Here is a 21,130-nt window from a genome sequence, read left to right on the forward strand (position 1 = left end):
AGTGCCTTTGGATATACTCTTTAATGGCGAACAGGGGCCGGTTCTGGTTCTCGCCCACGGATCCGGCGCACCTGCTGATTCCGTGCCCATGGAGCGGCTTGCCACCGCGCTGGCGGCGGCAGGCTTCCGTGTCCGACGATTCGAGTTTCCGTTCATGGCGCAGCGTCGTACCACCGGCAAGCGACGTCCACCGGATCGTCCTCCCGTTCTGCTCCAGGTCTGGAGAGAAGTCATCGAAGAGGTTGGGCGCCGCGAGCCGGATGCGGACCACCTCTGGATCGGTGGGCGATCGCTGGGGGGCCGTACGGCCTCCATGCTGCTGACGCCGGAGCAGCGTCCGGAACCCGTGTCCGGAGCCCTGGTGTTCGGCTACCCCTTCCATCCGCCACGCAGGCCCGAACAGTGGCGGACGGATCACTTCGCGGAACTTGAGCGGCCCCTTTGGATCGCGCATGGGGAGCGCGATCCCTTCGGGAAGCGAAGCGAGCTGGAGCCACGCATGCCATTTCCCGGACCGGTCCATCTGGAGTGGGTGGCCGATGGAGACCATGAGCTTATGCCCACACGCCGCAGCGGCCTGGATCCGGAGCGGGTTCTGGCGACAGCCGCGGAGAGTGCGCGGGCTTTCGTGAAGGCAACGGAGACGGACAGGTAATGACTGAAACAGGTGTGATCCGGGCGCTGTGCCGGCCCGGCTTTGAGGCGGATGCGGGGCAGGAACTGGTCAGCCGCGCCGCAGAGGTTGGCGGTTATGGTTTCTTTGTCCCGGAAGCCGCCGGCTGGATACGCTTTGAGCTGCCCGGTCAGGCCGCGGAACCGGTCATGCGGGCGGTGTCGTTGCGCAACCTGGTCTTCGTGCGGGACTGGTATTCCGGCATCGGTGTAGTGGATCCGCTGCCTGGCGAGGACCGTGTTGGTGCCGTTCTCGAGGGGCTGCGTGATGCCGGAGAGAGCGGGCCCTTCGGGCGTGTGGATGTGCATGTGCCCCTGGGGGAGACTGAAGAGGCGTTACCGCGCTTTGCCCGCAAGTGGACCAGCCCACTGGCGAAAGCGCTGCGCGGCGCGGGCATCCTGCAGGGGAACCCCGATGGGGATGCGGGTGCACCGGGTCTGGAAATCCTGCTCCCGGATTTCAGTCGGGCCCTGCTCGCCCGCCGGGATCCAGCCCTGTCATCGGCCTTTCATGAAGGCGTCCCGCGCCTTCGGATGCCGGGGACGGCCCCCAGCCGCTCAACGCTGAAACTGGAGGAGGCCCTTCACCGGTTTTTCACCACGGATGAGCGCGAGCGTCTGCTGCGGCATGGCATGACGGCGGTGGATCTGGGCGCCGCTCCGGGTGGGTGGACGTGGCAGCTGGTGCAGCGTGGGCTGGCCGTGACCGCGGTGGACAACGGGCCCATGGACGAGGCGTTGATGGCCTCCGGGCTGGTGACCCACAGGACGGAGGATGCCTTCAGCTGGCGGCCGTCGCACCCGGTGGACTGGCTGGTCTGCGATATTGTGGATCGGCCTGCCCGGGTCGTGGAGCTGATGGCGGAGTGGCTTGAGAACCGGCTGTGCCGGCTGGCGGTGTTCAACCTGAAGCTGCCCATGAAGCAGCGCTGGGCGTGCTGGCAGGAGTACAGGGCGCGCCTGGAGGAAAGCATCGCCGCCAGCGGCGCGGACCTGACGGTCAGAGCCGCTCACCTGTATCACGACCGGGAGGAGATCACCTGCTGTGTGGCGCCGCTCACACGTTCCCGGTAGGGACTGCGTATTCCAGCACCGTGATGCGCTCATCGGACTCCAGCAGCGGCCGGATACGATTGATCTTCTCCCGGCGCTCCGTGGAATCGTACCAGCGGTACCAGTCCGCGGTTGAGCGCCAGGTTGAGAGGATCACCCGGTGACGGGAATTGTACTCATCCTTGAGGGATTCGCCGGAAATGAACCCGGGAATCTCAACAGCGTTGCGCAGGGCCTGGCGGGCCTGGGCATCATAGGTGCTCTCCATGGCTTCAGCGATATAGCGCTCGATGATGACACGGATCATGGTTGTTCTCTCCCCGAAAGCTCCCTGTTACTCATGCGGTTACCTTTGAATATGGTATCCTTACCCTAATTCTGGCAGAAAATTCGGAAAACGCGTGTACGGAGGTTCCGCCATTGACCCGGGAGTACGATGCAACCCTTGATGCCACCGGTCTGGTCTGCCCGGAGCCGGTCATGATGCTGCATAACCGCATTGCGGATGTGCCGGTTAACGGGGTGCTGCGGGTGATCGCCACGGATCCGTCCACGCAGCGTGACATTCCGCGTTTCTGCCAGTTTCTCGGCCATCGTCTGGTCGAGGAGGAAGCTGGCGACGAGCAGTACACCTACTGGATCGAGCGCACCGTCTGAACGGCGTCAGCGTCGCATGTTCAGGAGCCCAGCCCCGACGATGAACACGCAGCCGATGGCCTGGTTGAGGGTGAACGGTTCCGACCAGATCAGCCAGCCCAGAAGCGCCGCAAAAACCACCGACGAATAGGTGAACTGGCCGATACGGCCAGCCGGCGCAATGCGGTAGGCGGTCGTGATCAGCATCTGCGCGGCCGTGGCGCAGGCAGCGATGGAAACCAGCCCGAGCCACTGCCACAGGGTGGGCCAGGTCCAGTTCAGCAGGGCAGCCGGCGCCGAGACCGTGGTTGCCACGATGCCGAAGTAGACCACGATGCGCGCACTGGGCTCGCGCGTGCCCATGCGGCGGATCGCGACCTTGGCCGTGCCACCCAGAACCGCCCCCGAGACCCCCGCCGTCACGAAGAGTACGTCCTGCATGCCGGCATGACCGGGCTGCAGCAGGACCACCACCCCGCAGAATCCCAGCACAATGGTCATCAGGGCCCAGAGTGAGGTGCGTTCTCCCAGCCATAGGAAGGCGATCAGCGGGATGAAGAAGGGCGATGTGAGCTTGAGCAGAACCGCCTCGGTCAGCGCCAGTCCCCCCAGGCTGAAGAAGTAGCAGTACATGGCGGAGACGCCCACCACACCCCGGACCACATGAAAGCGCAGGTTGGTTGTGCGCAGGCAGTCCGGCCCCTGGCGCCACAGCATGATGGGCAGAATGATGCTGAGCCCCAGGGCGTTGCGCGCAAACACCAGCATGGTGTTGTCGAGTTCCGGGGCCAGTGCCTTGACCTGTGCTCCCATCAGGGCGAGCAGGAGTTCGCCGGCAAGAACACAGGCGGCGCCCTGGTGCAGGGGCGATCGCAGGCTGAAACCGGCCACGCTCAGACGCCTGTCCGCTCGCGGACACGCTCAAGGTGCTCGAGGAACTCGTCCTGGTCCATTTCGCCAAGGATGCGCGCCTGCTTGAGCTCCTCTCCCTGGGCGTTGAAGAACAGCAGGGTGGGCGGCCCGAAAAGGTTGAAACGGTCGAGCAGGGCCTGGTCGGCGGCCGTGTTGTCCGTTACATCCACCTGGAGGCGCTCGAACCCCCTCATGGCTTTCAGGACCGGCTCGGTGTCGAATACCTGACGTTCCATCACCTTGCAGCTGATGCACCAGTCCGCGTAAAAGTCCAGGATCACCGGCTTGCCGGCCTCGGCTGCCCGTTCCAGACGGGCTTCGATACGATCAGCGTCGACGATCCGCTCAAAGGGTTCTTCCGGTAGCCCGGAGGCGCCATTTCCGGACCCGGCACGGAAGGGCTCAAGGGGCCGCAGAGGGTCACCGGCCCCGGCCATGGCCCCGGCCAGAAGCATGGCGGCCAGCAGCACCAGCACCACGCCGATGCCCTTGCGGGTGCGTGGCCAGCCTTCGCCCAGGGGTTCAAAAGCGCCCAGCTGGACCCCGGTGACCGCCAGCAGGAGGGCCCAGAGCACCAGTGTGGCCGGGCCGGGGATCACCCGTTCCAGCAGCCAGATGGCGACGGCCAGCATGAGGATGCCGAAAGCCGCCTTGATGCGGTTCATCCAGGGGCCGGGCTGCGGCATGAAGCGCCGTCCCCCGGTACCCACCAGGATCAGTGGCGTACCCATGCCCAGCGCCAGGGCAAAGAGCGCAAGTCCGCCCATGGCCGCATTCTGGGTGGCACTCAGATAGACCAGGGCGGCGGCCAGCGGTGCCGTGACGCAGGGGGAGACAATCAGGGCGGAGAGAGCGCCTATGCCCGCCACGCCGGCGACATTACCACCGCTGAGGCGCTCACTCTGGCGCGTGAGGCGGTTCATGACGCGCTCCGGAAGGCGGATCTCGAAAACGCCGAACATGGCCAGTGCCAGCAGCGTGAACAGCCCGGCAAAGAGGGCCAGAACCCAGGGGGCCTGGAGATGGGCCTGGATGTTGAAGGAGGCACCGAGCAGGCCCACCAGCACGCCCGCCGCGGCATAGGTCAGCGCCATACCCAGGACATAGGCCAGGGAGAGGTAGAAGGCCTGCAGAGTGTTGAGCTGGCGCTGGCCGGCGACAACCGCCGAGACGATCGGGATCATGGGCAGCACGCAGGGTGTGAAGGTCAGCCCCAGCCCCAGGCCGTAGAACACCAGCATGGCCCAGAGCAGGGAGTCGCTGCTCAGCAGTGTCTCCAGGCTGCCGCCACGCCAGCGGCCGTCATCGCCGCCGGAGGGAGGAGAACTGTCGCTGCCCGCTGAGGCACTGGAGGCGGTGTCCTTCTCCGGTGCCGGATACATCACGCTGCCGTCGGCGGGGTTGTAGCGCAGTGTCTCCGTCTGGGGCGTGTAGCACAGGCCGGCCTCGGCACACCCCTGCCATTCCACGGTGACACGGATGGGGCTGCTACCATGACCCTCGGCGGGGCTCAGGCTGGCACTGACTGGCTCGTAGAAGACGGGGGTTTGGCCGAAATAGGGATCATCCTTGATGTTACTGTCAATGCTGAACCGCGGGGGCAGGGCAAGGGCATCCGCCGGTTCGGTCTCGATGCTGATGCGGTTCTCGTAGAGGTAGTACTCTGGCGTCACGTCCCAGTTCAGGACGAGCTCACCGTCTTCCGCCCAGGCAGTGAACGGAAAAGCTTCCTCGACCGGTGGAAAGTTACCGCCGCTGCCGTCGGAGAACGGTGACTGGGCGGCAGCCGGGCCGACAAGAGCGAACAGCAGGATCAGCAGACGTGTCAGGATGATGGGGACTCCTATGGCTCGGAAGTGGGCTGAGCGCGCCTATTATAACGAATGCTTGAAGGTTGCGGCACAATCCCTAGACTGGCGCCATGATGTCAGCTGAACCTCTCCCGGATTCCTACGCGGATCTAGTACGGCTGTTCAACGGCCTTTTCCAGCCCAGCCACGCCACCATTCTGGTGCCCGGTGGGGATGAACCCGAGTACCTGCCGGCCGATGGCGAGTGCCGGTGGAATCGGATAGTATTTGCCCATGGTTTCTACGCCAGTGCCCTGCATGAGGTCAGCCACTGGTGCATAGCCGGCCATCGTCGCCGTCAGCTCTACGACTACGGCTACTGGTATGAACCCGATGGTCGTGATGGGGATAGCCAGGCCATGTTTGAGCAGGTCGAGGCCAGGCCCCAGGCCCTTGAGTGGCTGTTCACGGTGGCCGCGGGTCGCCGTTTCCATCTGAGCATGGACAACCTGGCCGGTGAGGTGCCCGGGCAGAGGGAGCGCTTTGCCGAAAGGGTGCATGCCGAGGTGCGGTGCTGCCTGGATGAGGCCATGCCCCCCAGGGCCGCCCGGTTTCTGGACGCATTGCAGGCCTTTTACGGCACCCGGCATTATTTCCAGGGCTACCCCTTCACCCGGGCCCAACTGATTGGATCAGAGGAGGTTCAATGAACAACCAGGCCGAAACCCCTGCGGAAACAGAGCCAGAGAAGGTGGAGCAGGGCCAGGAGCAGAACCAGAGTCAGGACAATCAGGAGGCGGTGCCGCAGCCCCGATTCCGGGATTTCAATCTGGATGAGCGGTTGCAGCGCGCTATTGATGAGCTTGGCTTTGAGCATTGCACCGGCATCCAGGGCGAGGCGCTGCCGAAGACCCTGAAGGGGCTGGATCTCATCGGCCAGGCCCAGACCGGCACCGGCAAGACAGCCGCTTTCCTGATCAGTGCCATCCAGCGTCTGCTGGAGAACCCCATTCCCTTTGAGCAGCGCTATGCCAGTGAACCCCGGGTTCTGGCACTGGCGCCGACCCGTGAGCTGGCGATGCAGATCGCCCGGGATGCGGAAGCGCTGACCCGTCACAGTGGCCATAACGTGGTGACCACTGTGGGCGGTATGAACTACGACCGCCAGCGCAAGCAGATCCGCAATGAAGCCATCGATATCCTGGTGGCGACGCCGGGGAGGCTGCTGGATTTCCTTGGCAGCAAGGACGTCTTCCTGGATCAGCTTGATCTTTTGATACTGGACGAGGCGGACCGGATGCTCGACATGGGCTTCATCCCGGACGTGAAGAAGATCATCCGGCACTGCACCCCGAAGTCCGGACGCCAGACCGTGCTTTTCAGTGCCACCTTCAACCAGGATGTTCTCAACCTGGCTGCCATGTGGAGTGAGAACGCGGAATTCATCGAGATCGAGCCGGAAAACAAGGCGGCTGAACGGGTTGAACAGATCTTCTTCACGGTCAGCGATTCCGACAAGGAGATGGTGCTGATCAATTTCCTCCAGCGGGACGAGGTCAGCCGCGCCATTGTTTTCGCCAACCGGCGGGACCAGACCCGGGATCTGGAGGCGAAGCTGCGCGCTCACGGGGTGCATTCGGCGCTGCTGTCTGGCGAGATCCCCCAGAACAAGCGCATCAGCACCCTCAACCGCTTCAAGGAGGGGGATATCCGGGTGCTGGTGGCCACGGATGTGGCGGCCCGCGGCATCCATGTGGAAGACGTCTCCCACGTGTTCAACTTCAACCTGCCCGACAATCCCGAGGATTACGTGCACCGGATCGGGCGCACCGGCAGGGCTGGCGCCTCCGGAACCTCGGTCACCCTGGCCGGTGAGGATGATAGCTTTGTGCTCCCGGATCTGGAGAACTACCTGAACCAGTCACTGAGTTTTGTACGCCCACCGGACCCGCTGATGGTGCCGCTGCCGGAACCGGCAAAAAAGCCTGAGCATTCGGAGGGCGGAGACGGCAAGCCCGGGCGCCAGCGTAATCGCAATCGCAGCCAGCGCCGAGAAGAAGACGCCTCCGGATGAGCGGCCTGCGCATCCTGGCGGACGAGAATATTCCCGCGCTGCCGGCCTGCTTCGGTGGTTCCGGTGAGATCCGGACGCTGCCGGGGCGCTCCATCCGCCAGGCTGATCTGCAGGATGTGGACGTTCTCCTGGTGCGCTCCGTTACCCGTGTCGACGCGGTCCTTCTGGAGGGAACGCCCGTGCGCTGGGTGGGCACGGCCACCATCGGCACGGATCATCTGGATACCCACTGGCTTGAGCAGCAGGGTATTGCCTGGGCCTCAGCACCGGGCTGCAATGCCGAAGCGGTTGCCGATTACGTGCTGGCCGTGCTGGCACTGGCCGCCGTTGAACAGGGGAAAACCCTGACGGATGGTGCCGTCGGGATTGTGGGTTTCGGCAATGTCGGCAGCCGTGTTCACAGGCGACTGCAGGCGCTCGGCATTGAAACCCGGGTAACCGATCCACCGTTGGCCCGGAGCGGTGTTACGGGTCTGGTCGGACTGGATGAGGTTCTGGCCTGTAACCGGATCGCGCTGCATGCGCCACTGGTCCGGGGCGGATGCTGGCCCACGGAACACCTGCTGGATGCCGGGCGCATTCAGGCCCTGAGGCCGGATCAGGTGCTGATCAGCGCGGGACGTGGCGCGGTTGTGGACAACGCCGCCCTGCGTGAACGCCTGGAGGCTGCTGACGGTGGCCCTTGGACGGCACTGGATGTCTGGGAAGGAGAGCCGCTGGTTGATCCGCAGCTTGCGCGCATGGTCCGCATCGCCACGCCCCACATCGCCGGCTACAGCCTGGAAGGCAAGCTTCGGGGAACCGTGATGCTGGCCCAGGCCCTGAATCGCTGGCTGGCTGTGGAGTCGGAGCCAGCCCTGGAAGCACTGGTGCCCGAGCCGGCCACACTGGATGCGCTTCCCGCCGCCCTGGAGGAGGTGTTGCTGGCCACCTATGATCCGCGCCGTGACGCCCACCAGCTCCGTGCGACCCTCGACCGTTCCCGGTCCAGCAGGGCCAGTGCGTTTGACCGTCTGCGCAGGGACTATCCGGTCCGCCGGGAGTTGGGTTTCCACCATCTGTCAGCGGGCAGTGACCCGGTCCTGAACCGGCAGCTGGAGGCCGCCGGCTTCACGCTCATCTACTGATGGGTGCGGTTGCGCAGCGCCTCGATGCGCTCGTCCAGCGGCGGGTGGCTGGCGAAGAGCTTCTGCAGCCCGGAACGCACACCACTGGTGATGCCGAAGGCCTGCATGCTGTCCGGCATTTCATCCGGCATTCCCGCCTCCCGCTTGAGTCTCTGCAGCGCCGAGATCATGCCTTCGTTGCTGCCCCAGCGGGCGCCGGCGGCATCCGCCCGGAACTCCCTGCGCCGTGAGAACCAGAACACGATGGTGCTCGCCAGGATGCCCAGCACGATCTCGGCAACGATCGTCACCATGATGAAGCCGATACCGTGGCCGCCCTCATTCTTGAACACGGCGCGGTCAACGAATGAGCCCACCACTCGCGCGAGAAAGATCACGAAGGTGTTCACAACGCCCTGAATCAGAGCCAGCGTCACCATATCGCCGCTGGCAACATGCCCCATCTCATGGGCCAGAACAGCCCGGATCTCATCCTTGTTGAAGCGCTGCAGCATGCCTTCGCTGACCGCCACGAGCGCCTCGTTCCGGTTCCAGCCCGTGGCGAATGCATTGGACTGCTGGGCCGGGAAGATGGCGACTTCGGGCGTCTTCACACCCGCTTCCCGGGCGATCTGCTGCACGGTTTCAACCAGCCACTGCTCCGCCGGGTTTGAGGGATTCTCGATAACCCGGGCCCGCGTGGACTTCTTGGCAATCCACTTGGACATCAGAAGCGAGACGAAAGAGCCACCGAAGCCGATTACCGCGGCAAAGATCAGCAGGGCGGTGAAGTTCAGCCCCTGCTGTTCGAAATAGCTGTCAAAGCCCAGAAGGCGCAGCGTGACGCTGGCCAGAATGATCACCGCCAGGTTGGTGGCGAGCAGAAGCAGTATTCTCATGGGTCGTCCTCTCCCGGATCAGGACCTGTTATCCAGCGCTTTATATTGGGGGTTCCAGGGCGGGATTCAAGCGCGGAATACGTGTATTACAGAAGGTTCAGAGACGTGTGGGCGGATCGAAGAGAAACCGGTGGACCGTTTCCGAGAGTTCCGTCGAGGTCCCGTTCGCCATGCACTGACGGATGCGGTTCACGGCGAGGGCGGCTTCCCGGATCAGCCCGCTGCCGCCGGCCGCTTCGCCCTCGGGGTACTGGGTGGAGAGCCTGTTGAAACACTCCGCGGTGAGCACGGCCTGGTCCACGGCATCCTGGCCGATCACGGACTCGTACCGCAGCAGCCCTTCGTCGGCCAGCCAGAGCATGGTGCCGAAGCAGGCCATGTGGCGGTTGCTGTGCAGACCGAATTCGTCGGGCTCGTCGTCGCCGGCGATGTCCTCCACAAAAACCGCGCCCTTGCGCGGGAAGCGGTTGTAGAGGTGGATCAGGATCGCAGCCGTGTCCCGGTAGAAATCCTCAATGTGGAGATCGGCCATGGGCGCTCTCCCTCAGTCCTGCCGGTAATGCTCCAGGAAACGGCCGAGACGGCCAATGGCGTCCTCCAGCATGTCCACCCTGGGCAGGAAGACCACCCGGAAGTGCTGGGTGTCCGGCAGATTGAAGGCCGAGCCGTGTACCAGCAGCATCTGTTCCTGTCGCAGCAGGTCGTAGACCATCTGTTCATCGCTGCGGATGGGGTAGACCTCCGGATCCAGGTGCGGAAAGAGATACAGTGCACCCGAGGGTTTCACGCAGCTGACGCCGGGGATGTCGTTCAGCATCTTCCAGGCCAGGTCCCGCTGTTCGCAGAGGCGGCCACCGGAAACCACCAGGTCATTGATGGACTGGTAGCCCCCCAGGGAGGTCTGGATGGCGGTCTGGGCCGGCACATTGGCGCACAGGCGCATCGAGGCCAGCATGTTGATGCCCTCGATCAGGCCCTCGGCACGGTGCTTGGCGCCGCTGATGATCATCCATCCGGCGCGGTAGCCGGCAGCTCGGTAGTTCTTGGAGAGGCCGCCGAACGTCATGAACAGGATGTCATCCGCCAGGGAGGCGGCCGGTATGTGTTTGTTGCCGTCGTACAGGATCTTGTCGTAGATCTCGTCAGCCAGTACCACCAGATCGTGCTCGCGCGCCAGCCGGATCACCTGTTCCAGCAGATCGGCAGAGTAGACCGCGCCCGTGGGATTGTTGGGGTTGATCAGAACAATGGCCCGGGTGCGCGTGGTGATCTTGGCGCGGATATCGTCAATGTCCGGGTACCAGTCCTGCTTCTCGTCGCAACGGTAGTGCACGGGCCGGCCGCTGGAGAGGGTGGTCGCGGCCGTCCACAACGGATAGTCCGGTGCGGGAATGAGGACTTCATCGCCGGTGTTCAGCAGCGCCTGGGTGGCCATGACGATCAGCTCGCTGACGCCGTTGCCGATGAAGACATCGTCAATGTCCACGTCCGGGATACCGAGCTGCTGGCTGTACTGCATCACCGCCTTGCGCGCGGAGAACAGCCCCTTGGAGTCACAGTAGCCCTGGGCCGTGGGCAGGTTGTGCACCACGTCCTGCTGGATCTCCTCCGGGATATCCAGGCCGAATGCGCCGGGGTTGCCGATGTTGAGCTTGAGGATCCGGTGACCTTCCTCCTCGAGCCGGTGGGCTTCCTGCTGGACGGGACCGCGAATGTCGTAGCAGACGTTCTCAAGCTTGGCGGATTTCTCAAATTGCTGCATTCTGTTGTAAACCCCTGAGTTGGCGCACTCGGTATTGTAGCGGAGGCTCACGAGATGACAAAAGTAAACCAGTCCGATCAGGAATGGCTTGAGCGGCTGTCCCCGGAAAGTTACCGGGTCACCCGCGAGGGTGGCACGGAGAGGCCGTTCAGCGGTGAATACAATGACTGCAAGCAGGACGGGGTCTATTGCTGCGTCTGCTGTGGTGAGCCGCTTTTTGATGCCCGGCACAAGTTCGATTCGGGATCCGGGTGGCCGAGTTACTGGCAGCCGGCCAGCAACGGGGCCGTTACCGAGCGGGTCGATCGCGGCCACGGGATGGTGCGTACCGAGGCGCTCTGTGCCCATTGTGACGCCCATCTCGGGCATGTGTTCCCGGACGGGCCTGAGCCCACGGGGCTGCGATACTGCATCAATTCGGCGGCGCTGGAGCTTCACCCCCGGGACGACTGAGCCTCCGCCCCCGCGCCCCAGCGTTCCAGAACCTCGCGCATGGCCTCGATACTGTAGGGCTTGGTGAGGTAATCGTTCATACCGGCGCTGAGGCACTGTTCGCGGTCGCCTTCCATGGCGTTGGCGGTGACCGCGATCACCGGCAAATGCGCGAGCCCTTCGGTGGCGCGTATTGTCCGCGTGGCCTCAAAACCGTCCATGACCGGCATCTGGCAGTCCATCAGAACCAGGTCACAGTGGTTGCTCTGCAGGTATTCAAGAGCCAGCTGGCCGTTTTCCCGGACCACGACCCGGTGACCGAGTTTACGCAGCATGCCGCTGGCCACCATCTGGTTGACCTGGTTGTCCTCCACCAGAAGCACATCCAGTGCGACGGATGAACGTGGTGCCCCCTCGTGTGAGGGCGAGCCCACGGCAGTGAGCCCAATGGCGATGCGCAGGGTGTTGACCAGCTGACGGCGCACCAGGGGCAACTGGATGGTCTCGGAACGGTCGGCACCGTCGCCATCCGTGCCGAGATGGACAACCGGTGGGCAGCGCTGGGCCCGGTCCAGCAGTGCGCGCCATCCAGTGTCCTGACTGTCGATGATGATCAGATCCTGGTTCTCCACATCCAGTCCGGCACCTGTCTCCGGTAACGTGGTCTGGTGGCGCACGTGTGCGCCCCAGTAGCGCAGATGATCCTGAAGGGGCGGGGCATGGGGGTTGTCGTGCCCTGTCAGCAGCAGTGTGTGCATGCCTCCGAAGTCGCTCTCACCGCTGCGCGGCGTTGCTTCCGGGTCGACCTCGAGCGGCAGGTGGACCCTGACGCGGGTACCTTCCTGCTCCTGTGACGAGACTTCGATGGTGCCCCCCATCCGGTCCACCAGCTGCCGGCACAGGGTAAGGCCGAGCCCGGTCCCGCCGAAGCGTCGTGCGGTGTCCGCCTGTCCCTGTGAGAACGGCGAGAAAACCATCTTCTGGGCCTCCCTGGACATGCCGATACCGGTATCGGTCACGACCAGCTCGAGGCCGTCGTGGTGGGGGTCAAGGCTGAGGGTGATCTGCCCACGGGAGGTGAACTTGATGGCATTGCCCATGAGGTTGTTGATGATCTGGCGCAGACGGGTGGGATCCCCCAGGTAGACCGGCTCAATGTCCGGCGCAATGCGCGTAACGATGGCGACATCCGCGGTGCGCACACTCTGCTGGGCAAACAGGGTTGCGCACTCCTCGGCGAGTGCCCCGGGGTCCAGGCCGATGTGTTCAAGGGTGAGCTTGCCGGCCTCGACCTTGGAAATGTCCAGGATGTCATTGACCAGGGCCACCAGGTTCTCGCCGGCGCTCAGTGCCAGCTCCATACGCTCCCTCTGGGGGGCGCTGAGCCGGTTCTCGAGTGCCAGGCGCAGCATGCCAAGGAGCCCGTTCAGCGGCGTCCGGATCTCATGGCTCATGCTGGCGAGGAAATCCGCCCGTGCGCGCGCCGTTTCCAGGGCTTCCTCGCGGGCGTCGATCAGTGCCCGGTTGGAACGCTGGAGGGCTTCATTCTTGTCCCGGATCTCGGAGGTCCGGGCCTCAACGATCTGGGCCAGCTTCTCGTTGTACTCCTTGAGCCGGCCTTCCGCCTCGCGCAGCTTCTGGAGGCTGTTGTCGATGGTATCAAGGTGCTCATTGGTGATGTGCACCAGAAGCCCGATCTCATCATGCTCATGGCGCCTCGGGGTCGGCAGGCGCGCTTTCTCTGCGTTGTCCGAGTCCACGTCCTGGAGCCCGCTGACCACCCGGAGCAGTGGTTTGGTGATCATCAGGTAGAAGATCACCAGCAGCAGACCCGCCAGGGCCAGGCTCATGATGAAGCCGCTGAGCAGGGTGTAGCCGGCACGCTGGAGAAAGGTGCTGCCGAACGGGTAGGTGTCGATGGTCACATGGAGATGACCCAGTTCCATCTCCTGCAGCTGGGAGACGTGCAGCTGCTCACTGTAGTCACGGCGTGGCTGGAAAAGGGAGTCGCTCAACCAGCGGTAGGGACTATCGGAGGTGGGGCGTTGGCGCTGGGCGAGAATGCGCCCCTGGGGATCCTCAATGCGCGCGCTCACGATGGCGGGGTGGCGCAGCAGGCCGTCCAGCAGTTCTTCGGCAAGCCGGGTATCGATGTTGTAGGCGATCTGGGAGGCCGGGCTGTGGCTGATCTCCATCAGGGCCCGGATCTCGCTGTTCATGTTGGAGCGGGCGTTGAAGTAGTCCAGCGTGACCACGCCCAGGTTCAGCAGGACCCCGAGGGTCAGTGCTGCCAGTACCACATTGCGGGTCAGGCGGAACGATAAACGCTGTGAAAGCCTTGAATCCACGCCGGTCTGTCCCTTTTCAGTGGAGGCCTTGCCTCCGGCGATCGTTCCAGAACCTCCTCAGGAGGCCTCAGCTGTCGTAATCCGCTTTCTTCTTCCAGGCCTCTTCCTCGTGGATGAACTCTTCCCATTCACGGTTCACGCTGCTGGGCATGACCGCTTCAGTGCGCTCAGCATTGGGATCCTGTCCCTCGGCCAGCCGGTTGAGTTCCTTGATGCGCTCACGGTAACGCGTTACCAGCTCAGCCGCATCCGGGTGATCCTTGGATTTCTCCAGCTCACTTGCCGCCAGGTGATAGCAGTGGATGGCCTTGCGGTAGCGTTTGGCCTGTTCATGGTCCTGTGCCTGGAAAACCATCAGTTCGGCATAGACACGGTGTACCAGGAAAAGAATGTTGACGAGGTGCTGGCGCGAGGCTTCGGCGGACACCCGTCCCGCCTTCTTCTGGCGTTCCACGAACCGGAAAAGCATCTGCAGCAGGCTGCGGATTTCCTTGACCCGTTGCGGGTCGTTCATCGGGAACTCGCCGGGGCCCTCGACCTGGCCGGATTCCAGCGCCGACAGTGCGGCCTGGTCGGCTTCCTCCAGCGCCTTCGGGTTACCCGGCGCATTGAGTTCCCGCAGCTGGCCCGCCAGTTCCAGTGCCCGCTGCAGTATGAGGCGGCGCAGAGCCTTGTCCAGAAAGGAGTTGGGCAGTTCGTCAACGAACCGGCGCAGGAGGCTGTGGCCATCCTCCAGGGCCTTGACGCGGCGCATGCGTTCCACGCGCGCCTTTTCACGCATCTGGCTGACAACGATCAGGACAAGGCCGATGATCAGCAATAGCGCCAGAACACCGATGATGGCGATAGTGGTCATAGTCAGTACACGCTGTGGTATCCGGAATGGTTCCAGTATAGACGAGATGCCTGATAACTGCATGAATGGACGAGCAAAGCGGTCCAGACTGGTCTGGCACGCCGCTGTAACGGCATAATGGCCGCTCTTCTGACCCTGGAGATGGCATGGATCTGTCCCGGATCGACCTCAACCTGCTGGTGTATCTGGATGTGCTGCTGCGCGAGAAGAGCGTCACGCGAGCGGCCAGCTACCTCGGCCTGACACAGCCCGCCATGAGCAATGGGCTGCGCCGGCTGCGGGAACTGTTTGATGATCCGCTGCTGGTGCGCACAAGCGAGGGCATGAGCCCAACGGAGCGGGCCCTGGGGCTCCAGCCCCGGGTGCGCGAGATCCTGGCCCAGGTGGAGCAGACAGTCCAGAAGACCGGGTCATTCGATGCCGGGGCCAGTGAGCGGGTTTTCCGCATCATGGCCAGCGACTACGCGGAATCCACGCTCATGCCCCGGGTTCTGCGCCTGATCCGCAGGCTGGCGCCGCACGTGACCCTGGATGTGCTGACCCCCTCGGACGTGAGCTTTCTGGATGTGGAGCAGGGGCGGGTGGATATGGCCATCAACCGCTTTGACACCATCCCGCAGTCGTTCCATCAGCGCACCCTCTGGACCGACTGGTTCGCCTGCCTGATGAGCAATGAGAACCCGGTGCTGCGCGAGCCGTTCACTCTGGACACCTACCTTCAGGCGAATCACATCTGGGTCAGCAAGACCGGTTTCGGTGTCGGCGTGGGCGTGAACCCGCGCGATGTGCAGCGCCTGGGGTGGGTGGATGAGGCGCTGGGCAAGCTGGGCCGCAAGCGCCGGATCTCGGTGTTCACCCGCCATTATCAGGTGGCGACCCTGCTGGCGGAGCAGCACGATGTGATGGCGACACTGCCATGCCGTGCGGCCTGGCTGCAGAAGGACAATCCGGGGTTGGTGGTCAAGGCGCCGCCGTTCCCGATTCCGCCGATTGACCTCAAGATGGCCTGGAGCCCCCTGCTGCAGCATAATCCGGATCATCAGTGGCTGCGCCAGCGGATCGTGGAGGGGGCGGAGGAGCTGAATCAGGCCTTCGAGCCCTTTGCGGCGGATTTCATCCCGGCCGGTCCGGAACCGGCCCATCCCTCGGAACGCTGAGCCTCAGAGGGGCAGGTCGCGCAGTTCCACGGAGCTGCGGCCGTATTCCCAGGCACGCTCGAACTCCTCGGCAAAGGGGCGCACCCGGCGCGGCGCCGAGGCGTTGGCAAAGCCTTCGGCCGCATTGAAATCATGCCGACTGATGACGCCGCTGTCGTCCACAAGAATCACGGGGCGACTGGGGTGGGGGTAGCTTGTATTCACCAGTCTGAGGCCCATGCGGCTGGGCAGTCGGCGCATCAGCTCCACCAGGCTGTGCCGGCGCTTCACCAGTGGGCTGTCGTCATGGATGAGAAACCGGATGTCGCTGTGGCGGCTGCGCCGGGCCAGCTGTGACACCGCCTGTTCCAGCTCGCTGTCGTCATAGAGGGCATGGCTGAGGGTGCTGTCATGAATCCAGAGCCGCCGGGTTGCCTGTTCCGCCATGGCGAGGAGCGCTTCCAGCTGATCGCCGTTGGCGCCGAGCTGCCAGCTGGTGGTGTCCGAGGCCAGCAGGAAGGGGCACCGGGTTTCGGCCTCCTGCTGGGTGACCAGCGAGGGCGCGGTGCAGTTCATGCGCCTGTGGGGGATGCCGGCATCCATGTACCTGTCCGAGACCACATAGAACCCCAGCCGCCGGTAGAAATCGACGGCTGTCTCCTGGGCGCCAAGTGTGAAGCGGTTCCAGGTCGCAAGCCCATCCTGGAGCATCCGGGTCAGAAGGCGTGTTCCCACGTCCTGGCCGCGTGCGCTGGCGGCGACCGCCATACGGCCTATGGCGCCCCATCCGGTCTGTGCCTCGTAAAGACGCGCCGTCGCAATGGGCTCGCCGGTGTCGTCATGGACAAGGTAATGCACCGCGCTGGCGTCGGTATCATCCCACTCCAGTTCCTCGGGCACCTGCTGTTCAGCCGTGAACACCTGGCGGCGCAGGGCTATGGCGGCTTCCGGCAGCTGGCCGGCGGGGTGCGCCTCGATTCTCATGCCTCGTCGTCCTCCTCCCCCTCATCATCCTCGGGGTAGAGGCTGCCCTGGTTGACCAGCGAGACCACCAGATCCGCGAGCGCGGATTCCCGCATATAGTCGGTGAGGGCGCCCATGTCCGGATGCCGGCCGGCGCAGAGGACGGCGGCAATGCCGGTGGCGTTGCCGGTCAGGCGGAAGCGCTGGCCGTCCACGAACAGCAGGCGGCCGCCGTCGTCAGGGAGGTCGTAAAAGCTGAAGCGGCTGCCCTCGTTCCAGACAAGGGGATTGCCTTCGGCGACCAGTTCCTGGAGGGTTGTGGCATCCATCGGGTCTTCCGGTGGCTCGACAATGCCTTCGTGACTCGGTTCGGTCATGGCCTGGCCGAACCAGCTGGCGATGGCGTCCGGATTCTGAAGTGCTTTCTCAAGGATCGATTGCAGTTCCTTGATCTGGCTGTCACTGATGCGCCCCGGGTTATCCTGAAGCGCGGGCGCCGGATCCTCCAGCTGGCGATCCAGCGCGGGGCTGTCGGCCACAGAGTCCGCGACACCGGTTACCACATCCGCATGGCTGGGCGTGCGGAATCCGATGGACAGGGTCATGCAGTCGTCCTCGGCAATACCCCAGTGGGCCACGCCGGGGGGCAGATAGAGCATGTCACCGGGATTGAGTACGGCTTCTTCCTGAGTCTCAAAATCCGCGAGAATGTGCAGTGGCGTACCCTCGACCCGGGGTGAGGTGTTGTCGTGAACGCCCCCGATCTTCCAGCGCCGCTGGCCGATGGTCTGGAGCAGGAACACATCGTAGCGGTCGAAGTGGGGACCGACGCTGCCGCCGACAGGCGCGAAGCTGGCCATGATGTCGTCCAGGCGCCAGTTGGGCGCGAACCGGAAGTGTTCCAGCAGCTCCGCCGCCTCCGGCACCCAGTGATCCAGGCCCTGGACCAGCAGGGTCCAGTCCCGGTCCGGAAGCGACTGCAGGTAGGTCTCCTCGAAGGGCCCGTTGTGGAGCTGCCAGGGCTTGTCGTTCTCCGTTTCAAACACAAGACGGGATTCCACCGCCTCCTCACAGGCGAGTCCGGCGAGCTCGTCCACCGAGACCGGTGATTCAATACCCGGAAAGGCGTTGCGGATGATCAGTGGCTTCTTCTGCCAGTAGTCGCTGAGGAAGCGCTCGATGCTGGTTTCGCCGAGTACGGACATGGGGTTTCGGGCCTTCGGTCTCAGGGGTCACTTCGGGGAACGGGCGCGGATTGAACGCGCCTGTTCCGCGGCATTACCGGTATAGCGGGCCGGTGTCAGGCTGCGCAGCTGCTCACGCGCCGCTTCGGGGATATCCAGACCGTCGATGAACGTGTGGATGGCCTCCGGGGTCATATCCCTGCCGCGGGTGAGCTCCTTGAGCTTCTCATAGGGCTTTTCCACCCGGTAGCGGCGCATCAGGGTCTGGATGGGCTCGGCCAGGATCTCCCACGCCTGCTGCAGATCCTCGTCCAGGCGCTGGGGGTTGATCTCCAGCTTGGAGAGTCCTTTCAGGGTGGCCTGCCAGGCGATCAGGCTGTGCGCCAGGCCCACGCCCAGGTTGCGTAGAACCGTGGAATCGGTCAGATCGCGCTGCCAGCGGGATATGGGCAGTTTGGATGCGAGATGGTCGAGTATGGCGTTGGCCAGCCCCAGGTTGCCCTCGGAGTTCTCGAAGTCGATGGGATTGACCTTGTGGGGCATGGTGGAGGATCCCACCTCGCCGGCAACGGTGCGCTGCTTGAAGTAGCCGAGCGAGATGTAGCCCCACAGGTCCCGATCCAGATCGGTCAGCGCTGTATTGAAACGGCTCAGGGCGTTGAAGAGCTCAGCCACGCAGTCATGGGGTTCGATCTGGGTGGTGTAGGGGTTCCAGCTCAGGCCCAGCCCCTCCACGAAGTCGCGGCTGAGCGTTTCCCAGTCCACTTCCGGGTAGGCGCAGAGGTGCGCGTTGTAGTTACCCACGGCGCCGTTCATCTTGCCCATGAGCGCTGTGCCGCCCAGTTGCTCGCGCTGGCGGGACAGGCGGTAGGCGCTGTTGGCCAGTTCCTTGCCGACCGTGGTGGGCGAGGCGGTCTGGCCATGGGTGCGGGCCAGCATCGGCTGCTCGGCAAGCTCTTCCGCCATGCCCTGAAGGCGCTCCAGGAGCTCATCCATGGTTGGCAGGATCTGGGTGTCCATGGCCTCGCGCAGCATGAGTGCGTGGGAGAGGTTGTTGATGTCCTCTGAGGTGCAGGCGAAGTGCACGAACTCGGAGACCTCGGTGAGCTCTGGCAGTGACTCACTGACCGAGGCGATGCGCTCCTTGATGAAGTATTCCACCGCCTTCACGTCATGGTTGGTGGTACGCTCGGTGGCCTTGATGGTCTCGGCATCGTCTAGACTGAAACCGGTCACCATGTCGTCCAGAAAGCGGTTGGCAGCCTCGGAGAATGCAGGGACTTCGGGGATGTCCTGCTGCGCGGCCAGGTGCTGGAGCCAGCGTACTTCGACGGTCACCCGGGCGCGGATGAGCCCGTATTCACTGACGATTTCACGCAGCGGCGCCACTTTGCTGCCATAACGACCGTCGACGGGCGAGATCGCCGTGAGGGCGTTCAGATCCATGGAGACAAGCCTCTCGTGCAATGGGTAAAGGGCCTATTATACACGAGCGGACGGGCTGCAGGCAGGCGCTCAGTCGAGGTCGTGGAGAATGCCGTCGGCGATGGCGACGTGGCGCTTGCGGCGGAAGAGCAGCTGCCAGCGCCGGCCACCCAGCTGGCGCCAGAGCACGGCCGAGCGGATGCCGGCCAGAAGGCAGGCACGGATGCGGGCCGCGTTCTCTTCAATTTCAAGGTACTGGCGGTGACCGTTGACGTTGATCTTGATCCGGAACGTGCTGAGCGTGTCCTGGTAGATGCTGGCCAGGTTGCGCTGCACGTTCGGGTGGGTCGGGCCGAAATGCTCAACGGTCCGCCGTGCCTGTTCGATGCGCTCACCAATGGTGTCCATCATGTCCGGCTGTTTGTGCAGACGCGCCTCCAGCTGGACCAGGCTCAGGCTGTAGCGCAGGATCTGCGCGTCCTGGCTGGCGGGCTGCTGGCCCATGGCCCGGCTCAGTGTTTTCAGGCCTTCACGCAGGCCATAAAGGTCGCCGTAGACATCCAGGGTGTTGCCCGGATCCGTTTCGAACAGGGAGCGGATGGTGGTTTCCAGTGGGTCCTGCAGACACTGGCCCTTGGTGGCCGTCTGGTGTACCAGGCTGGCAGCCTGGAAGATGCCGGCCAGCGCCAGGGTCTGGTCGCGCAGACTGGCGCTCACGCGGACTGCCCCTGCATGGGAATGGATTCGCCGGGCGAGCCCGCCTCGTCCATGAAGGTGCGTTCGATGACGCCGCCACCCAGGCAGACCTCGCCCTGATAGAAGACTACCGACTGGCCGGGTGTAACCGCGCGCTGGGGTTCATCGAAAAGGACGCGATAGCCGTCACCGGCGGCCTCCAGGGTGCAGCTCTGATCCGGCTGGCGATAACGGTTCTTGGCAACGCAGCGCAGGGGCAGTTCCGGCGCCCCGGTAACCCAGTCGATGTGCCAGGTGTACAGACCCTGCCGGTACAGCAGGGGATGCTGGCCCCCCTGGACGGCGACCAGGACGTTGCGGTCCAGGTCCTTGTCCGCCACGTACCAGGGCTCGGTGCTGTAACCGGAAAGCCCCCCGATTCCAAGACCCTGGCGCTGACCGATGGTGTGGTACATCAGGCCCTGGTGGCGCCCGATCACATCACCGTCCGGGGTTTCGATGTTCCCGGGCTGGGCCGGCAGATAGGTCTTGAGGAAATCGCTGAAGCGGCGTTCACCAATAAAGCAGATCCCTGTGCTGTCCTTCTTGTCGTGGGTGACCAGGCCAGCGTCCTCCGCGATCCGGCGGACCTCGGTCTTGTCCATGTCCCCCAGCGGGAAGAGGGTGCGGGCCAGCCGTTCACCGGCCACCGCGTGCAGGAAGTAGCTCTGGTCCTTATTGCCGTCCAGCCCCCGTAGAAGCTGGGCCTGGCTGCCGTCGCCGATCACGCGCCGGCGGGCGTAATGGCCGGTCGCAATGTAATCAGCGCCGAGCGTAACCGCATGATCGAGAAAGGCCCGGAACTTGATCTCCTTGTTGCACAGGATGTCCGGGTTGGGGGTGCGGCCAGCGCTGTATTCGGCCAGGAAGTGCTCAAAAACGCGGTCCCAGTATTCACCGGAGAAGCTGGCGGTATACAGCGGAATCCCGATGCGCCCTGCCACAGCCTGGGCATCCGCCAGATCCTCCATGATGGTGCAGTGCTCGGTGCCGTCCGCCTCGTCCCAGTTCTTCATGAACAGACCCTCCACGCGGTAGCCCTGCTGTTTGAGCAGCAGGGCGGCCACGGAGGAGTCAACACCGCCGGACATACCGACGATGACGTGGGGGGCGTTTGCGTTGCCGGGATTCTGGACTTCGGTCATAG

Annotated in this window: 21 protein-coding genes; 8 read left to right on the forward strand and 13 right to left on the reverse strand. The window is 64.0% G+C overall.

The features are described 5' to 3' along the window. The first annotated feature begins 7 nt into the window (after nt 1–7). Both F3089_RS03320 and rlmM read left to right on the forward strand, forming a co-directional pair. Nucleotides 8–655 carry an alpha/beta family hydrolase gene (locus F3089_RS03320; RefSeq protein ID WP_151439431.1) on the forward strand — a complete coding sequence of 216 codons (648 nt, stop codon included), beginning with the start codon at nt 8–10 and terminating at the stop codon, nt 653–655. Beyond that, complete coding sequence (rlmM, locus tag F3089_RS03325) at nt 655–1,746, forward strand: 23S rRNA (cytidine(2498)-2'-O)-methyltransferase RlmM (RefSeq protein WP_151439432.1); 1,092 nt, start codon at nt 655–657, stop codon at nt 1,744–1,746. The genes F3089_RS03320 and rlmM overlap by 1 nt, the downstream gene beginning before the upstream one ends. Here the strand turns inward: rlmM and F3089_RS03330 are convergent. After that, entirely contained in the window at nt 1,730–2,032 is a 303-nt protein-coding gene (locus F3089_RS03330) for an antibiotic biosynthesis monooxygenase family protein (RefSeq protein ID WP_095616990.1), read from the reverse strand. The genes rlmM and F3089_RS03330 overlap by 17 nt on opposite strands. A 113-nt stretch (nt 2,033–2,145) precedes the next feature. Here F3089_RS03330 and tusA point away from each other — a divergent pair, with 113 nt between their 5' ends. Beyond that, nucleotides 2,146–2,382 carry a sulfurtransferase TusA gene (gene tusA, locus F3089_RS03335; protein WP_151439433.1) on the forward strand — a complete coding sequence of 79 codons (237 nt, stop codon included), beginning with the start codon at nt 2,146–2,148 and terminating at the stop codon, nt 2,380–2,382. A 6-nt stretch (nt 2,383–2,388) separates the two neighbouring features. Here tusA and F3089_RS03340 read toward each other — a convergent pair whose 3' ends face one another. Both F3089_RS03340 and dsbD read right to left on the reverse strand, forming a co-directional pair. Next, nucleotides 2,389–3,252 carry a DMT family transporter gene (locus tag F3089_RS03340; RefSeq protein ID WP_202405638.1) on the reverse strand — a complete coding sequence of 288 codons (864 nt, stop codon included), beginning with the start codon at nt 3,250–3,252 and terminating at the stop codon, nt 2,389–2,391. A 2-nt stretch (nt 3,253–3,254) separates the two neighbouring features. Then, entirely contained in the window at nt 3,255–5,120 is a 1,866-nt protein-coding gene (dsbD, locus tag F3089_RS03345) for a protein-disulfide reductase DsbD (protein ID WP_151439434.1), read from the reverse strand. Nucleotides 5,121–5,197: 77 nt separating this feature from the next. Here dsbD and F3089_RS03350 point away from each other — a divergent pair, with 77 nt between their 5' ends. Genes F3089_RS03350 through F3089_RS03360 form a run of 3 tightly spaced genes read left to right on the forward strand, consistent with a single transcriptional unit; the run spans nt 5,198 to nt 8,264 of the window. Then, a complete protein-coding gene (locus tag F3089_RS03350; RefSeq protein WP_151439656.1) occupies nt 5,198–5,773 on the forward strand; it encodes an elongation factor P hydroxylase in 576 nt (191 codons plus the stop codon). Beyond that, entirely contained in the window at nt 5,770–7,137 is a 1,368-nt protein-coding gene (locus F3089_RS03355) for a DEAD/DEAH box helicase (RefSeq protein ID WP_151439435.1), read from the forward strand. The genes F3089_RS03350 and F3089_RS03355 overlap by 4 nt, the downstream gene beginning before the upstream one ends. A 5-nt stretch (nt 7,138–7,142) precedes the next feature. Continuing rightward, the gene (locus F3089_RS03360) at nt 7,143–8,264 is read left to right on the forward strand and encodes a 4-phosphoerythronate dehydrogenase (protein WP_151439657.1); all 1,122 of its coding nucleotides are present in this window, start codon (nt 7,143–7,145) and stop codon (nt 8,262–8,264) included. On the opposite strand, the gene htpX is transcribed toward F3089_RS03360, so the two are convergent. The 3 genes from htpX to F3089_RS03375 form a co-directional block, all read right to left on the reverse strand. Then, on the reverse strand, nt 8,258–9,142 hold the full coding sequence (gene htpX / locus F3089_RS03365) for a protease HtpX (protein ID WP_151439436.1): 885 nt from the start codon (nt 9,140–9,142) through the stop codon (nt 8,258–8,260). The genes F3089_RS03360 and htpX overlap by 7 nt on opposite strands. Nucleotides 9,143–9,239: 97 nt before the next feature. Continuing rightward, the gene (locus F3089_RS03370) at nt 9,240–9,674 is read right to left on the reverse strand and encodes a hypothetical protein (RefSeq protein ID WP_151439437.1); all 435 of its coding nucleotides are present in this window, start codon (nt 9,672–9,674) and stop codon (nt 9,240–9,242) included. A gap of 12 nt (nt 9,675–9,686) precedes the next feature. Then, nucleotides 9,687–10,904, reverse strand: a complete 1,218-nt coding sequence (locus F3089_RS03375; RefSeq protein ID WP_151439438.1) for a pyridoxal phosphate-dependent aminotransferase — start codon at nt 10,902–10,904, stop codon at nt 9,687–9,689. A gap of 54 nt (nt 10,905–10,958) precedes the next feature. Here F3089_RS03375 and msrB point away from each other — a divergent pair, with 54 nt between their 5' ends. After that, the gene (gene msrB / locus F3089_RS03380; RefSeq protein WP_151439439.1) at nt 10,959–11,357 is read left to right on the forward strand and encodes a peptide-methionine (R)-S-oxide reductase MsrB; all 399 of its coding nucleotides are present in this window, start codon (nt 10,959–10,961) and stop codon (nt 11,355–11,357) included. Here the strand turns inward: msrB and F3089_RS03385 are convergent. Together F3089_RS03385 and F3089_RS03390 are read right to left on the reverse strand one after the other, a co-directional pair. After that, nucleotides 11,339–13,684 carry an ATP-binding protein gene (locus F3089_RS03385; protein ID WP_151439440.1) on the reverse strand — a complete coding sequence of 782 codons (2,346 nt, stop codon included), beginning with the start codon at nt 13,682–13,684 and terminating at the stop codon, nt 11,339–11,341. The genes msrB and F3089_RS03385 overlap by 19 nt on opposite strands. A 67-nt stretch (nt 13,685–13,751) precedes the next feature. After that, nucleotides 13,752–14,540 carry a hypothetical protein gene (locus tag F3089_RS03390; protein ID WP_151439441.1) on the reverse strand — a complete coding sequence of 263 codons (789 nt, stop codon included), beginning with the start codon at nt 14,538–14,540 and terminating at the stop codon, nt 13,752–13,754. A gap of 146 nt (nt 14,541–14,686) precedes the next feature. On the opposite strand from F3089_RS03390, the gene F3089_RS03395 reads away from it, so the two are divergent. Continuing rightward, the gene (locus F3089_RS03395) at nt 14,687–15,697 is read left to right on the forward strand and encodes a LysR family transcriptional regulator (RefSeq protein WP_151439442.1); all 1,011 of its coding nucleotides are present in this window, start codon (nt 14,687–14,689) and stop codon (nt 15,695–15,697) included. A gap of 3 nt (nt 15,698–15,700) precedes the next feature. Here the strand turns inward: F3089_RS03395 and F3089_RS03400 are convergent, their stop codons facing one another. The 5 genes from F3089_RS03400 to mnmA form a co-directional block, all read right to left on the reverse strand. Next, the gene (locus tag F3089_RS03400; RefSeq protein ID WP_151439443.1) at nt 15,701–16,660 is read right to left on the reverse strand and encodes a GNAT family N-acetyltransferase; all 960 of its coding nucleotides are present in this window, start codon (nt 16,658–16,660) and stop codon (nt 15,701–15,703) included. Continuing rightward, on the reverse strand, nt 16,657–17,844 hold the full coding sequence (locus F3089_RS03405) for a cupin domain-containing protein (RefSeq protein WP_151439444.1): 1,188 nt from the start codon (nt 17,842–17,844) through the stop codon (nt 16,657–16,659). Before F3089_RS03405 ends, F3089_RS03400 begins: the two co-directional genes overlap by 4 nt. A 27-nt stretch (nt 17,845–17,871) precedes the next feature. After that, entirely contained in the window at nt 17,872–19,269 is a 1,398-nt protein-coding gene (gene purB / locus F3089_RS03410; RefSeq protein WP_151439445.1) for an adenylosuccinate lyase, read from the reverse strand. Nucleotides 19,270–19,338: 69 nt separating this feature from the next. Beyond that, nucleotides 19,339–19,965 (reverse strand): high frequency lysogenization protein HflD, encoded by a 627-nt coding sequence (gene hflD / locus F3089_RS03415; protein ID WP_151439446.1) that lies wholly within the window; start codon nt 19,963–19,965, stop codon nt 19,339–19,341. After that, nucleotides 19,962–21,128 (reverse strand): tRNA 2-thiouridine(34) synthase MnmA, encoded by a 1,167-nt coding sequence (gene mnmA / locus F3089_RS03420; RefSeq protein WP_151439447.1) that lies wholly within the window; start codon nt 21,126–21,128, stop codon nt 19,962–19,964. The genes hflD and mnmA overlap by 4 nt, the downstream gene beginning before the upstream one ends. Between the last annotated feature and the right edge of the window lie 2 nt (nt 21,129–21,130).

Origin of the sequence: Halospina sp. K52047b, assembly GCF_008709855.1 — a bacterium.
In the GTDB taxonomy this organism is placed as follows: Bacteria; Pseudomonadota; Gammaproteobacteria; order Pseudomonadales; family Oleiphilaceae; genus Halospina; species Halospina utahensis_B.